Origin of the sequence: Paenibacillus sp. 19GGS1-52, assembly GCF_022369515.1 — a bacterium.
Lineage (GTDB): Bacteria > Bacillota > Bacilli > Paenibacillales > Paenibacillaceae > Paenibacillus_AQ.
In genome coordinates this window covers 6,169,159-6,182,943 of record NZ_CP059724.1, presented here as the reverse complement: position 1 = coordinate 6,182,943, position 13,785 = coordinate 6,169,159, and the positions used below count along the sequence as shown (strand labels likewise).

The window sequence follows — 13,785 nt, the reverse complement described above, 5'->3', positions numbered from 1 at the left end:
TACTCACGAGCTCAAGAGCTGTTCCAAAGGATGACTTTGGGGCAGCTCTTCTTGTTTTTAATTTGATCGAAAAGGAGCATCGGACATGGAATATTCCATTCATGCAGGCAGTTCACCTAAAGACATTTATCCCGCGTCATTAAGACTGGGTGGAAGTAATCCCCAGGGAGATCACTTTAGCTTTACTAATTATTACATGGAGCTAAATGGACAACCTTACTTCGCTATGTGCGGCGAATTCCATTATTCCCGATACCCAGAAGCGGATTGGGAGACGGAAATCAAGAAAATGAAAATGTCGGGAATTAATATTATGGCTACCTATATCTTCTGGAACCATCATGAGGAGATCGAGGCAGAGTTCAACTGGCAAGGAAATCGCAACTTGCGCAGGTTCGTTGAGCTGTGCGCTCGTAATGGACTTTATGTCATTCTGCGCGTGGGCCCATTTTGTCATGGGGAGGTTCGTAACGGTGGGCTTCCGGATTGGCTATTCGGCCGTTCATTCGATGTCCGTTCCAATGACGCGGGTTATCTTCATTATGTGCGTCGCCTGTACGAAGAGATCGGTAAGCAAGCTACAGGCCAGATGTTCAAGGATGGTGGACCTGTTATTGGCATTCAGCTGGAGAACGAGTTCAATGCTGCAGCCGCTTTATGGGAGCTGACTGCGAAGCAAGGCGACGAGTACCTGAGTGGAGGCAGCGGAGGGTCGGAGCATATGCGTCTACTCAAGCAATACGCTGAAGATGCCGGTATGATTGCCCCGTTCTACACGAGTACAGGCTGGGGCGATGCGCCATTTCTGGAGGATGAGGTGCTGCCATTGTATGGCGGCTACGCCTATACCCCTTGGAGTATTACTGAGCAAAGTCTGCAGCAGCAGCCGACGCAAGAGTACCTTTTTGTCAGTTATCATGATGATGTAGCTTGTACGGGAGATTTCGCTCCACCGTACCCTAGAACCAAATACCCCTTTGCCTGTTGTGAAATGGGTGGCGGGATGCAGACCTGGTATCTGTCCCGCTTTCAGGTGGAGCCGGAAAGTGTAGCCGCGATGAGTCTGATGAAAATCGGCGGGGGCTGCAATTTTATTGGTTACTATATGTTCCACGGAGGTACAAATCCGGTAGGCGCATTAGCTTACCTCAATGAAAGTACAACACCACGTATCACCTATGATTTCCAAGCTCCTATTGGAGAGTTTGGTCAGATTAGAGCATCGAACGGCTTGCTGCGTCCCTTGCATTATTTTCTGCGACAGTTCGGTGCACGTCTTGCTCCGCTGGCGACTGTGCTGCCTGAGAGCGCGGTGAATATTACCCCGGAGAACACAGAAACCTTGCGTTATGCGGTACGTACGGATGGGAAATCCGGTTTTGTGTTCATTAACAACTATCAGGATCACGTGGAAATGGATACCCATGAAGATGTCCGTTTCGTCATTGAGCTTACGGATGAGATTATCAAATTTCCACAGAAGCAATCCATGACCATCTCTAAGAATGCTTCAATCTTGTTTCCCTTTAACTTCACAATGGGTAGCTTGAACCTTCGTTATGCCACCGCTCAACCAGTTACTGTCATGGAGTCTGCTAGTCAGATCACCTATTTCTTCCGGATGCCGGAAGGGATTGACGGAGAATTCCTGTTGGCTGCGCAAGGTATAGCTGCCATAGAGACGGATACAGGGGAATTGGATAGAGAAGAGGACGGTGGATACTGTGTGAGTATACCGCATGACCGCTCCGCGCTAATCCGCATTAAGCAAACGGCAGGCATGGAGGTTCGCCTCTATGTAATGACCTTCAGGGAAGCCGCCACCCTATGGGAATTGGAGACCGACGGCGCAACACGGATTCTTTTCTCGGAAGCCCCGCTCGTCGGAACAAGTACTGGAGTTGAACTATTCAGTGCTGGACTTAATGATTTCTCATTTAGGGAATATACGGATGGAATGGAGTCTGTGCCAGCATGGACTGCGGCATCCACTGCATGTTCCGTGGAGCACAGTCAAGACGGCATGTTCAGCAGCTATCATGTTCATGTTCCCAAGCAGGAACTTGAATTGAAGCAGGGCCGTATTCATGATCACAAAATCACACTCGACTTTGATAGAAATATTTTGGAAGACATGGAGGAAGTTATTCTCAAGATCGATTACACAGGTAATGTAGGTTACGCCTTCGCGGGAGGACAATTATTTCATGACCATTTCTATAACGGACAGCCTTGGGAGATCGGTCTATCCCGGTTTCGGGAGGTGCTGCAGCAGGGTGAAATCGTACTGGAAACAACTCCGCTGCGCAAAGGTGTCATGAGTGTGGTAGCTGATGCGGGTATGGCGATGGAGCAACATTTTGAGGGAGAACAGATAGCTATGTTCCACAGTATAACGGCTGAAACGGTTTATCGAGTAGCGCTAACGAGTGTGATTTCAAGATAATTAGTAGTTTGAACAATAGCCGCCAGTTGTGTTCATTTACACAAAGGGCGGCTATTGTGCTGCCTCCGGTGAATAATAAGTACCCAGAAGCCACTGAATGCTGTATCGTATTCGGAGGATGTAATAAAGCAAAGGGAGATAAATAATGACTACAATTACGACCAAACGCTTCGATCAAGAAATGAAAGCACAATTGAGTGAGTTGAAATCCGGGTATCATGCCAGAGAATTAAGTGAAAAGGATCTTTCGGAGCTGCCTGAAGAAATATATGCAATTGAAGCTGAAGATACGATGGTAGGGTATGCCGTGATTTGGGAATACGCTAGCGGGAAGTCATTAATTCATAAAGCGGAACAGGATTATTTCACTCCGGATGAGAAACATCTAGAGAAGGATTTCTATATTGATATTAAGAATAAAACAAATATTATATTTATCGAAGCTTTGGATGTTCTAAAAGAATTTGAACGCCAGGGTTATGCTGCCTATTTCATAGACTGGCTCAAAGAACAACATCCCAAACAGAAAATGTATGTATACAGTTTAGGAAGATCCAAGAATTTTTGGTACAAGCAGGGGTTTGAGGTAGTTGGAAATACATTGTGGATGTCATATAATTAGTTTACTGGTATATCTACAATAATTTAGGTATCATACCATAGTCTATATGTTTATTAAGGTAGGTGTCTATGTTAAGTGGAATCAGCTATTTTCTCCTCTTGGGAGATGCAGTCGTCGTAACGAATGAGGATCATAGGGTATTGGATATTAACCAAAAGTTTGAACAGGAGACCGGTTACCTTCGGGATGATATCATTGGTTTACCTACAAGAATATTAAAATCTGGGTATACTCCACTGAAAACGTATGATTGTATGAAAAAATTGCTGGCAGAAGGTCAATCATGGTCAGGTGTTTTTATTAATCTTACCAAGGATCAGTCGCTCTGGCATTCTTATTGTACGATTAGCCCCATAGAGATTGAGAATACTAAATATTATGTCGGCGTATTTCGTAACTTGGAACATATCTCTGAGGGGATATACGTATCCGAATCAAGGAAATTAAGAATTCAAACGGAAATATTTAGAGTCTTGGCCATATCCTGCGAGATTCGTGATCCTTCTATTGAAGAGCATTTTGTTCGAGTACAGCAGTTCACTTCTCGTCTGATTCGAGTCCACAATAGCAAATGGAATCTTCAGTTGACGGAGGAATATATGCAGCATGTTACCAATGCAAGCATTATGCACGACATAGGTAAATCTGGGATACCCGAAGGTATATTGTACAAGCCGGGGAAGCTGACGTACTATGAACGAATCATTATTGAGACCCATCCGCTGATTGGTGTCGATATCTTAAACAAGATTTCTCATGAATTAGATGACGATCTGTTCCAACAGGAATTGCAGATATCTAAAACCATTGTCGAGTTTCATCATGAGAACTGGGATGGTACGGGTTACCCTCATCGCTTAAAAGCAAATGAAATTCCACTTGAAGCCCAAGTGGTCTCCCTAGTGGATGTGTATGACGCTTTAATCAGCAGAAGAGCCTATAAAGAAGCTTGGACGCATGAGGATGCGTTAGCTTATTTACAGACTCAAAAGGGTACTAAGTTTAATGAAGAATTAGTAGAGTCGTTTATGGAAGAATTCTTAGTGAAAGCTGATGTTGATATTGGTGTAGTATAGACTCGTCAAGCCTTCATAGCCGGAGTCAGTGCCTATAATAACGTAAAGCTTGCCGCTCGCATTGCTGCTCACTGAGAATTCCTGTTCAAAATGTTTTAGCTCATAGCCCGCTGATTCTGGTGTGGGCTTTTCGACGTTTCCTAGCAACAGCAAATCTTTGCCGCCGACGGATTGGACACCCTTGTCGAGGTTCAGGGCCAGGTGTGGCGTTCCTGTAGAACTGGCGTCATTCGCGATTACTTTAGGGGCTGTGTTCACAATTCCTGCCTTTACATATACGGATTGGGCTGGTGAGCCACCGACACCCATCTGCTCTCCGCCTTCGCTGGTAGCCATATCAAAGCTTAAAGAGATTGTGTAGTCCGTATTGGGCGTAATCCCTTCGGTTGAACCTAGTGTACGGGTGATGAACATAAACAGATCATCGCTGCGGTTCATGCCGCTGAGCATAAATCCTCTGGTTGCAGTAGCAGCAGTTAACGGGATAACTCCGACTCCGCTTCTAAGCTGATAATCGGCCTGACCATGGTCAACGGGCAGATCAGCGATGCCTGAAGTCCAGCCTTCCATATCTTTATTAAAAGTATAATGCACCTGTGGAGCTGTTGCTTCGCTACCCTTAGCGACAATTTTAATTGTTTTTGTGCTGGATTCCCAAATAGTTTCGGCACCAAGCAGCATGGTTACAGCCCGAACGGGAACATATAATCTTTGATTGACCAAGCGTACCGGTACAGGCAGTACCGTTGCTTGTGTTCCTTGAAGAACTTGCGCTTCATTTGGCTTGAGGGCCAACACTGTAGTGCCTTTTTTAAGCTCATAGAACCCTTTGGAGTTTAATGTAATCTGCCAGCCGAGGCTAGAAGCCAGATCCTTGAGTGGAACGGTAGCATAGCCCTTAACCATAAGGGCAGTGGAATTCTTCTGCGCAAGGGTGAAGGTTGTTATAGGTTGGCTACTTAGTGTATCAGCTGCTAGTGCAGCCGGATTAGGAAATACTGCAGCCGCAACCAGCATCGTACCGAGGGCGGCAGTTATTATAGATTTTTTGGTCAAAAGATGTCATCAACCTTTCAACAATAGGATTCAGTCCTCAAACGAGTGGGGAGAGGCAAAGGTTGCATATAGGTCAAGCTTAGTGAACGAAAGAGAGGATGGAGTCGGATGGACGCTATAACCGGAATTCCGAATAGTGAAGCGTGGACGAGGATCGAGCCGGTGCTTAAAGGCTGGTCGAGTGATAAGAAATACTATGTCGAGGCTGGGGAGGGCCAGAAGCTGCTGTTGCGGCTGTCGAGTCGCGAGGCCTTTGAGCGCAAGCAGGCTGAATACGAGCTTATTGAACGGGTGAATCAGCTCGATTTTCCTATGTCACGGGTGATTGATTTTGGAGTATGTAATGATGGACAGAATACTTATATGCTACTCACGTGGGTGGAAGGGCATCCCTTGGAGGAGCGTATCTTGTTGTTGTCTGAAGCAGAGCAATATCAGTTAGGTGTTCAGTCCGCAAAGGCGCAGAAGAAGATACACTCCATTCCGAATCTCAACAACCTGTCCAACTGGGAAGCTAACATGCAGGCCAAAATCCTCGCCAGGGTCAAAAATTATGAAAACGGCCCCTATCGTGTAGAGGGGGATGAAACCGCACTTACCTTTATTAGAGGGAATATTGGCCTGCTCAGCAATGTCGAAAAGGTCTATCAGCACGGAGATTTCCATATTGGTAATTTAATCTATACCCCTCAAGATCAAATTGGCGTCATTGATTTCAACCGCTGCGACAGCGGCGACTATGTGGAAGAGTTCTATAAGCTGCAGGCCTTCGATAGAGAGCGGAGTATTCCTTTTGCCAGAGGGAGAATTCATGGCTATTTCGAGGGGGAACCGCCTAAGGAATTTTGGGCAAGAATGGCACTTTATGTGGCCTATTCCTCGCTGTTCTCCATTGTATGGGCGATCCCGTATGGCGCAGTTGACATCGAAGGCATGAGGGAGCGCTGTAAAGTGGCCCTTGCGGATTATGACGGGTTTAAGAGAGTTATTCCAGATTGGTATGTATGAGGGATTTGAATGAGGACGGTATGCTATAATTGAAGTTAATAATTTAATGAAGCTAATAATTCAATGAGCATACTATACGTATACATGGAGTGGATGCTAGATGATCACGGATACGGAAGGGCGGGGCGATAGCCGCAATAAACAGCTCATGGCGATCCTTCACCCAGGTGGGCTGTTTGAGTTGGATTGGCAGGCAAGTGATCAGTTGCTCGATAGCAATGACCTTGTTGCACTGACAGAAATATTTAAGCAGTATGAGCAGCATGCTGAATTATTCTGGTTCAGACTAGGGCTTATAGGAGACACAGAGGCAACGTCAGATTCGCTTCGTTATCTCATGCATATAGCAGCCACGTTTGTGAGGAAGCTGGCCCGGAATCCGGACATTGAAGTGTTGCGAGGACAAGCCAAGGCAGAGCTTGAAGATGAGGAAATACAGATGCTGTTGGCCAATGCGCCTTATTTGGCAGGCTCGCAGTATTTGGATCATGGCTGGATGGAGCAGGCCTGGAACAGGCTGCATGAAGCTTTTGGATTTACAGTACAGCAGCATGAAGGGCATATTGCCGAGTTATTCCGGGCGGGTGATTATCCTGTTCATCTGGTGGGACGAGTCTATTTCCATCTGGTGGAGAATAAAAAAGAGGGCGAAGAGTATCCCTTCTCCTTCATGTCAACCTATGCCGCTCTGCTGTCTGCAGAAGGGAAATCACGTCATTTGCCGCTTAAGAACGCGTTATTGGAGTACGGCGAGAATAGTATGAAGCTCCTGGAGCTGCTCTCTACAGTTAACAAAGCATCAGAGACAAGTACCTTCATCGCAGAGCTGGTAGAGTCGGGAGATATTTTCTATCCCATTGGACTGACGGCGGGCGAGGCGTACACGTTTCTTAGAGAGATATGGCTGTATGAGGAAGCGGGTGTGATCTGCCGTATACCGAAGTGGTGGAGTAATAGAGCGAATGCCCTTAAATTAACGGTCAGTGTAGGTGACAAGCCGCCTTCCTATATGAATGCGGATGCGTTATTAGGGTTTGATGCTGAGCTATGGCTGGGCGGTGAGGCCATCTCTGCTGAGGAGATAAGGAAACTTCTGGCAGAAGAGGAAGGGCTTTCCTTCCTGAAAGGCAAATGGGTAGAGGTTAACCATAAAAGGCTACAACAAGCGCTTCAAGCTTATGAACAGGCCCATGAATTAATGGATGAATCAGGACTCAGCTTGGTTGATGCGATGCGGCTGCAACTAAACGCGCGTACAATGCTCGATATTTCGGAGGAGAACGTTGAGCTAGAGGTAACGAATGGACAATGGCTTGCAGCGGTGCTGCACTCCTTGACCCACCCGGAGGAGGTCAAAGCGCTTGCCTCGGCAGGTGATGATTTCCAGGCCAACTTGCGTGTATATCAGGAGCGGGGCCTTAATTGGCTTCATCAGATGAAGTCGCTGGGTCTTGGCGCATGTCTGGCTGATGATATGGGTCTCGGCAAAACCATTCAGGTCATCGCGCTGCTGAATGTGATGCGCACACGGAAACGAGAGAAGACGTTGCTGGTTGTGCCAGCCTCTCTAATCGGAAACTGGATGAGCGAGCTGGGCAAATTCGCTCCATCGTTGAAATATAGGGTGTATCACCCTTCGGAGAATAAGGAAATCACCGAGGATGACGGAAGTCTGGAAGCGAATGAGCTATTTATTACGACCTACGGTATGTTAGCCAAATATGAGTGGATCACGAACCGGGTCTGGGATACATTGATTCTGGACGAGGCGCAGGCCATCAAGAATCCGGGCACCAAGCAGACGAAGCTGGTGAAGCAGATCAAGGCTTCTTATAGGATCGCTATGACAGGTACGCCGATTGAGAACCGCTTGTCCGATTTATGGTCGCTATTCGATTTCCTGAACAAGGGCCTGCTCGGAACGGCCAAGGAATTCACTCGATTCACGAAGAGCATGCGCGAATCGGTGGATGGCTATACACGCCTGAAGCAGGTCGTCAGCCCGTTCATTCTGCGCAGGCTGAAGACGGATAAATCGATCATTACCGACCTGCCGGACAAAATCGAAATGAAAACCTATGCGACGCTGACTAAAAAACAAGTCGTATTGTACAATAAGCTTGTAATGGATCTGAAGAAGAAGATAGAGTCGACTGAGGAAGACATCCAGCGCAAAGGGCTTGTGCTGGCCACGCTCATGAAATTCAAACAAATCTGCAATCATCCGGACCAGTATTTGGGCCAGCAGGTTTACGCCGAGGAAGAAAGCGGGAAATACGCCAGGCTGCGGGAAATTTGCGAAACGATCTATGAGAAGCGGGAACGGGTGATTATTTTTACGCAGTTTAAGGAAATTACAGAATCACTGCGGACGTTTCTGGAACAGATCTTTCAGCATAAGGGACTGGTGCTGCATGGAGGGACAGCGGTAAGCAAGCGCAAGGAGCTTGTCGCTGAATTTCAAGGGAAGGAATATGTGCCGTTTATGGTGCTGTCCATCAAAGCGGGTGGGGTTGGACTCAATCTGACCTCCGCTAATCATGTCATCCATTTCGACCGCTGGTGGAACCCCGCTGTTGAGAATCAGGCCACGGACCGCGCTTTCCGCATCGGGCAGCAGAAGAATGTCATTGTGCACAAGTTCATCACGCAGGGAACGGTCGAGGAGAAGATCGACCTGATGATTGAAGATAAGATGAAGCTGTCCAGTGAGATTGTACCGGATATCCAGGAGAGCTGGATTACGGAAATGAATAACGAGCAGATCATGGATTTAATGAGGCTGACCATCTAATCTTCGGGAGGGGGAAACCAACATGGCCTTTTATGATGAATATCCGGAATATGTACCGGTGGCGCAGAAGAAGATAAACGCCGAGAAAGCTGTGGAGAAGTTGCGCAAGAAAAATCCTGCTGTCGCACCCGTTGTGATCACCGGCAGAGCGATAACGAACACCTGGTGGGGCAAGGCATGGAGCCAGAATCTGGAGAGTTATTCCGACTATGTGAACCGGATCGCGCGCGGACGCAGCTATGTTCGCCATGGCGCAGTGCTCGACTTGCAGATTACGCCGGGCAAAGTTACAGCCCTTGTGCAGGGCAGCACCTCCAAGCCCTATAAGATTGAAATCACAATTGCTCCGCTCTCGCCAAAAACATGGGATACGCTAGTCAAGGAGTGTGCTGGAAAAATTGATTCGCTGCAGGAACTGATGACAGGCAAATTTCCAAAGGGCTTATCGGAGCTGTTCACGGTGAAGGGTAAAGGTTTGTTTCCTGCTCCGAAGGAGATTAAGCTGACATGCAACTGCCCCGATCCGGCAAAGATGTGCAAGCATGTGGCTGCAGCGCTGTATGGCGTTGGGGCACGGTTCGATGAGGATTCTGCCTTGTTCTTTGTCCTGCGGGGTGTCAAGATCGAGGAGTTGATCTCCGTATCGCTTACGCAGAAATCACAGTCCATGCTTACGAAGTCTTCCTCGAAGGGTAGAGGCCGCCGGGTGATGGTGGACGCCGATCTTGCGGATGTGTTTGGGATAGAGATGGATGCGAGGGATGGCGTGGATGCGGACAAGAAGGGGAAGTAGGGAGTTCAAATAGATTTGGCGGACAGAGAATCCGCTATTGAGCCAAATCTGAGCAAATAAGCGCCAATATCCACGAATAGCGGATTCTCTGTCCGCGTTATTATTTGCATAAATGGATATTATTTTCTTCCGCAAAATAGTACTATGGAAATATGTCCTAAAGAATTCCAATTATAAGGAGTGTTGAAATGCCTACATATAACAAATTGGTCCGAGATGGAATTCCTACTATTATTGCTGCAGACGGCAAGACTTTCCATTCCAGAATACTAGATGAGCAGGAATATATTAAAGAGTTGCGTATCAAGTTGCGCGAAGAGAACGAGGAATATTTTGCTGCTGAAAGTAAGGAGCAAGCTCTGGAAGAACTGGCAGATATGCTGGAGGTTATTCATGCGCTTGCGGTGACGCACGGTTCTACTCCTGCCGATCTGGAACAACTTCGTGTGAACAAGGCGAATAAACGGGGAGGATTCTCTGATCGGGTGTTCCTAATCGATGTCGTCGAAGCTTAATATAAAGCTTATTACGGATAACTTGGCTGACGAGCTTATTGCTGGAATGCGCAACGCTTCCGGTATTTATATTATGACCTCATTTTTGATGCAATCAGGCGTCAGGCTTCTGGCCCCGCATTTACAGGCTGCGGTGGAACGTGGGGCAGAGGTGAAAATGCTTGCCGGCGATTATTTGTACATCACTCAGCCCGAAGGGCTAAGGAAATTAATTGGATTAGATGATCGGATTGAGGCAAGGTTATGGCGAAGTTTAGGAACCTCCTTTCATCCAAAGGCATATATGTTCGATTACGATAATGGTGAAGGACTGCTTATTGTTGGATCTTCCAATTTTTCATTTTCAGCATTGCGTACCGGATATGAATGGAATCTGGCCATGAATGCACAGGCGGAGCCTTATACGTTTCAGATGGCTCTTGAGAAGTTCTTAGAGAACTTCTACAATGAAACGACGCTTAGAGTGAACACCGATTCTATTAGCATGTATGAAGAGGAATATCAGAGGTACCATCAAAGTAACCCGGAGCTGATTCGTCGAATCACGGAGATGGAAGAAGCAGAGATTGAAACAAGACTTATGCCGGGAACTTCCGAAGAGGATGATATAGAGCAAGGGCACAAGCTAATGCCTCGTCCTGCCCAAGAAGCCGCGCTTGATGCGCTTGAACGAATACTGGAAGAACAATACGATAAAGCGATGGTCGTCATGGCAACAGGACTCGGGAAGACCTATCTTGCTGCATTCTTTGCCCGCCGATTTGCGAGAGTGCTATTTATTGCGCATCGAGAAGAGATTTTAGTGCAAGCGCGTCAGTCTTTTGCGAGAACCTTGCCGGGACGCTCTATGGGGTTGTATAACGGTCAGCATAAGGAAGGCGATACCGATTGCGTCTTTGCCTCCATTTTTACCCTTGGTATGAAAAAACATCGGGAATCCTTCTCTGTCGATGCCTTTGATCTCATAATTGTAGATGAATTTCATCATGCGGCCTCCTCTTCTTATTTATCGGTAATCAACTATTTTCAACCTTCCTTTTTACTTGGAATTACGGCCACACCTGATCGGATGGATGGCAAGGATGTGTATGCTCTATGCGATGGTAATGTAGCGTATCAGATTCATTTTATTGAAGCTATACGACTGCAATGGCTATCGCCTTTTCAATATTACGGGATATATGATGAAACGGATTATTCAACAATACGCTGGCTCGGCACTCGTTATGATGAAGAGCAGCTTCTTCATATACAGCTTCAGGAATCTCAGGCACTGAAGATTTATGAGGCATGGAGCCATCATAAACAGAGCCGTACCATCGGTTTCTGCTCCTCTATAAGGCAAGCTGATTTTTTGGCCGATGAGTTTCGGAAACGAGGAGTAACGGCTTTGAGTTTGCATTCTCGTACTGTGGAGATGTCCCGTTTCGAGGCGATTAATCGAATTAGTAACGGAGAATTGGAGATTATTTTTACGGTAGACTTATTTAATGAAGGTACGGATATCCCCAGTGTGGATACCTTACTCTTCGTGCGTCCTACAGAATCTTTGACGATATTTACTCAGCAAGTAGGACGGGGCCTCCGGCTATTTGAAGGGAAAACGCACTGTACCATTATTGACCTGATCGGAAACTATCGAAATGCCGACCTTAAGCTACGCCTGTTCTCAGACAACATGGAGAATGATAATCGCAAACAGCAGGAGGACATCATACCTACGACACCAGTCGGCTGTGTTATCCAGTTGGACACCCGAGTGGTAAATTTACTGAGAGAGCTGAGTCGTAAACGACTTCCTCATCGAGAAAAGCTGAAGCATGATTTTATGGAGTTGAAATGGGAATTGGGGCGTATCCCTAGTTATCTTGAACTGCACTTAAATGGCCACTCTAATAGTCAAGCTTACCGAAATGAATTTGGTTCATACGTTGGGTTTCTGTATTGGGCTGAACTGCTTGAAGGACGTGAGACTGACGTCTACAACCGTTATGCTGCTTGGTTACAGGATGTTGAGAAAACAGTGATGACCAAGAGCTACAAAATGATAGTGCTACTCTATATGCTAGAACGAGGCGCGGAAAGATGGAATCAGCCTGTAACGCCCAAAGAGATGGCAGCGTTCTTTCATAAGTATATTAGTAGCAAGGAGTATCGCCGCCAGATTGATTTTTCTGACAAGGAGTCCATTAGACTGTGGGAGTGGAGCGATAAAACGGAAGCTAAAGTAACCTCGTTAATTGCAGAAATGCCAATGTCTAAATGGGCAAATGCGAAAGGCAGTCAAACGAAATTTGAGGACGGACTATTCTTTCTTGATGTTGAGATTGCAGAAGAGGATAGGGAAATATTGTACCATTGGACGGAAGAAGTATGTTTGTACCGTCTGCATGTTCATTTTGAGCGGAGAGCATGAAGTACTCAATCACCCACTCACTCCCCACCCTCCACCAAATCAATAATCTGACGAATATCGCTGATGCCTAAGGCATCGGCGATTTTTTCTATATGGGAGAAGTTGATATTCCCTCGCTTGCCATTGGAAAGCTCGCTTAAAGCAGCGTGGCGCACATCGGAAAGGCGAGAAAGTTCCCTAAGCGAGATACCACGGCTGTGAAGCAGATTCGGTATTTTAATAATGATTTTTTTGGGCATAGAAGTAGGCTCCTATTCGGTTTGACTATACGCAATAACGTACCATATAATATATTTTGTTCTGGTACGCATTAACGTATACAATAGGATTTAGGGGGACAATGTGATGTCATCAACTCGCTATGAGAATGGTGGGAATACAATTCAAGAGCTTCATAATCGTTCGCAGTTTCTAATGGATATGTCCGTTCAATTCCTGCAGTACAACTCCCCATTCTTTTGTCTTACCTTTATAAATCAAGCTATAGAAACTATGCTTAAAGCACTCTTAATGAAGAGAGGAGCAGTAATAATTACCTCTTACACACGGACATTGGAAGAAACGTATGATCTTTTTAAAGAGTCTGATGCGGCCCTGGAAGATATCTGTTTCCTAGAGTCCATCCATTTCCTTTCAATAGAACCTGCCAATTCACAGCTTATCCAAAATATAACGAGCTTCCAACTGCAACGCTTAATACATAGAGCTGACAACTTGTTATTTCAGTCATCCCCCAAGGTAATTGCCGATAGTGGGACTGTCTACAAATCTATATTTAAAAATACATAATTGCAGGCGTTAGTCGCTCTTCTGAGAAGTTGAGATAGCTTGAGTTTATCGCCATGCGGCAGATGGTTCCAAGCAGATCGTCAGTAAGTATAAATCCACGTTTACATACATAGGAAGCTGCGATCAGGCAGCTTCCTATTTCCTATGTTCCGAACTCTAATATCTTCTCACAAAGCTCCCTTTGTCTAAAGAGTACCACTGTGTCAATTAAATTTGTCTCATTCGTATAGGAATGGTGGTAGAATAGGAATAATCAAGAGTTTTCTGAAC

General features: G+C 46.1%; 11 protein-coding genes. 9 read left to right on the top strand and 2 right to left on the bottom strand.

Going from position 1 to position 13,785, the window contains the following annotated elements; all coding sequences use genetic code 11:
- Positions 1-85: 85 nt before the first annotated feature.
- The 3 genes from H1230_RS28520 (at position 86) to H1230_RS28510 (ending at position 4,144) form a co-directional block, all read left to right on the top strand.
- A complete protein-coding gene (locus H1230_RS28520; protein WP_239713148.1) occupies positions 86-2,446 on the top strand; it encodes a beta-galactosidase in 2,361 nt (786 codons plus the stop codon).
- Positions 2,447-2,591: 145 nt separating this feature from the next.
- A complete protein-coding gene (locus H1230_RS28515) occupies positions 2,592-3,068 on the top strand; it encodes a GNAT family N-acetyltransferase (RefSeq protein WP_239713147.1) in 477 nt (158 codons plus the stop codon).
- 68 nt (positions 3,069-3,136) lie between these two features.
- A complete protein-coding gene (locus tag H1230_RS28510) occupies positions 3,137-4,144 on the top strand; it encodes an HD domain-containing phosphohydrolase (RefSeq protein ID WP_239713146.1) in 1,008 nt (335 codons plus the stop codon).
- On the opposite strand, the gene H1230_RS28505 is transcribed toward H1230_RS28510, so the two are convergent.
- A complete protein-coding gene (locus H1230_RS28505; protein WP_239713145.1) occupies positions 4,109-5,200 on the bottom strand; it encodes a copper amine oxidase N-terminal domain-containing protein in 1,092 nt (363 codons plus the stop codon). The genes H1230_RS28510 and H1230_RS28505 overlap by 36 nt on opposite strands.
- 108 nt (positions 5,201-5,308) lie before the next feature.
- Here H1230_RS28505 and H1230_RS28500 point away from each other — a divergent pair, with 108 nt between their 5' ends.
- The 5 genes from H1230_RS28500 (at position 5,309) to H1230_RS28480 (ending at position 12,726) form a co-directional block, all read left to right on the top strand.
- Positions 5,309-6,208, top strand: a complete 900-nt coding sequence (locus tag H1230_RS28500) for an aminoglycoside phosphotransferase family protein (protein ID WP_239713144.1) — start codon at positions 5,309-5,311, stop codon at positions 6,206-6,208.
- A gap of 100 nt (positions 6,209-6,308) precedes the next feature.
- A complete protein-coding gene (locus H1230_RS28495) occupies positions 6,309-9,002 on the top strand; it encodes a DEAD/DEAH box helicase (protein WP_239713143.1) in 2,694 nt (897 codons plus the stop codon).
- 22 nt (positions 9,003-9,024) lie between these two features.
- Positions 9,025-9,795 (top strand): SWIM zinc finger family protein, encoded by a 771-nt coding sequence (locus tag H1230_RS28490; protein WP_239713142.1) that lies wholly within the window; start codon positions 9,025-9,027, stop codon positions 9,793-9,795.
- Between the two features lie 188 nt (positions 9,796-9,983).
- On the top strand, positions 9,984-10,310 hold the full coding sequence (locus H1230_RS28485) for a nucleoside triphosphate pyrophosphohydrolase (RefSeq protein WP_239713141.1): 327 nt from the start codon (positions 9,984-9,986) through the stop codon (positions 10,308-10,310).
- Positions 10,294-12,726, top strand: coding sequence for a DEAD/DEAH box helicase family protein (locus tag H1230_RS28480; RefSeq protein WP_239713140.1), 2,433 nt, complete (start codon positions 10,294-10,296; stop codon positions 12,724-12,726). The genes H1230_RS28485 and H1230_RS28480 overlap by 17 nt, the downstream gene beginning before the upstream one ends.
- Positions 12,727-12,743: 17 nt before the next feature.
- Here the strand turns inward: H1230_RS28480 and H1230_RS28475 are convergent, their stop codons facing one another.
- Positions 12,744-12,965 (bottom strand): helix-turn-helix domain-containing protein, encoded by a 222-nt coding sequence (locus tag H1230_RS28475; RefSeq protein WP_239713139.1) that lies wholly within the window; start codon positions 12,963-12,965, stop codon positions 12,744-12,746.
- Between the two features lie 106 nt (positions 12,966-13,071).
- On the opposite strand from H1230_RS28475, the gene H1230_RS28470 reads away from it, so the two are divergent.
- Positions 13,072-13,515 carry a hypothetical protein gene (locus H1230_RS28470; protein ID WP_239713138.1) on the top strand — a complete coding sequence of 148 codons (444 nt, stop codon included), beginning with the start codon at positions 13,072-13,074 and terminating at the stop codon, positions 13,513-13,515.
- The last annotated feature ends 270 nt before the right edge of the window (positions 13,516-13,785 follow it).

What these genes read in the sequence shown, in the direction of transcription:
- H1230_RS28520 (WP_239713148.1), top strand. Translation starts at nt 86, where the DNA reads ATGGAATATTCCATTCATGCAGGCAGTTCACCTAAAGACATTTATCCC.
- H1230_RS28515 (WP_239713147.1), top strand. Translation starts at nt 2,592, where the DNA reads ATGACTACAATTACGACCAAACGCTTCGATCAAGAAATGAAAGCACAA.
- H1230_RS28510 (WP_239713146.1), top strand. Translation starts at nt 3,137, where the DNA reads ATGTTAAGTGGAATCAGCTATTTTCTCCTCTTGGGAGATGCAGTCGTC.
- H1230_RS28500 (WP_239713144.1), top strand. Translation starts at nt 5,309, where the DNA reads ATGGACGCTATAACCGGAATTCCGAATAGTGAAGCGTGGACGAGGATC.
- H1230_RS28495 (WP_239713143.1), top strand. Translation starts at nt 6,309, where the DNA reads ATGATCACGGATACGGAAGGGCGGGGCGATAGCCGCAATAAACAGCTC.
- H1230_RS28490 (WP_239713142.1), top strand. Translation starts at nt 9,025, where the DNA reads ATGGCCTTTTATGATGAATATCCGGAATATGTACCGGTGGCGCAGAAG.
- H1230_RS28485 (WP_239713141.1), top strand. Translation starts at nt 9,984, where the DNA reads ATGCCTACATATAACAAATTGGTCCGAGATGGAATTCCTACTATTATT.
- H1230_RS28480 (WP_239713140.1), top strand. Translation starts at nt 10,294, where the DNA reads ATGTCGTCGAAGCTTAATATAAAGCTTATTACGGATAACTTGGCTGAC.
- H1230_RS28475 (WP_239713139.1), bottom strand. Translation starts at nt 12,965, where the DNA reads ATGCCCAAAAAAATCATTATTAAAATACCGAATCTGCTTCACAGCCGT.
- H1230_RS28470 (WP_239713138.1), top strand. Translation starts at nt 13,072, where the DNA reads ATGTCATCAACTCGCTATGAGAATGGTGGGAATACAATTCAAGAGCTT.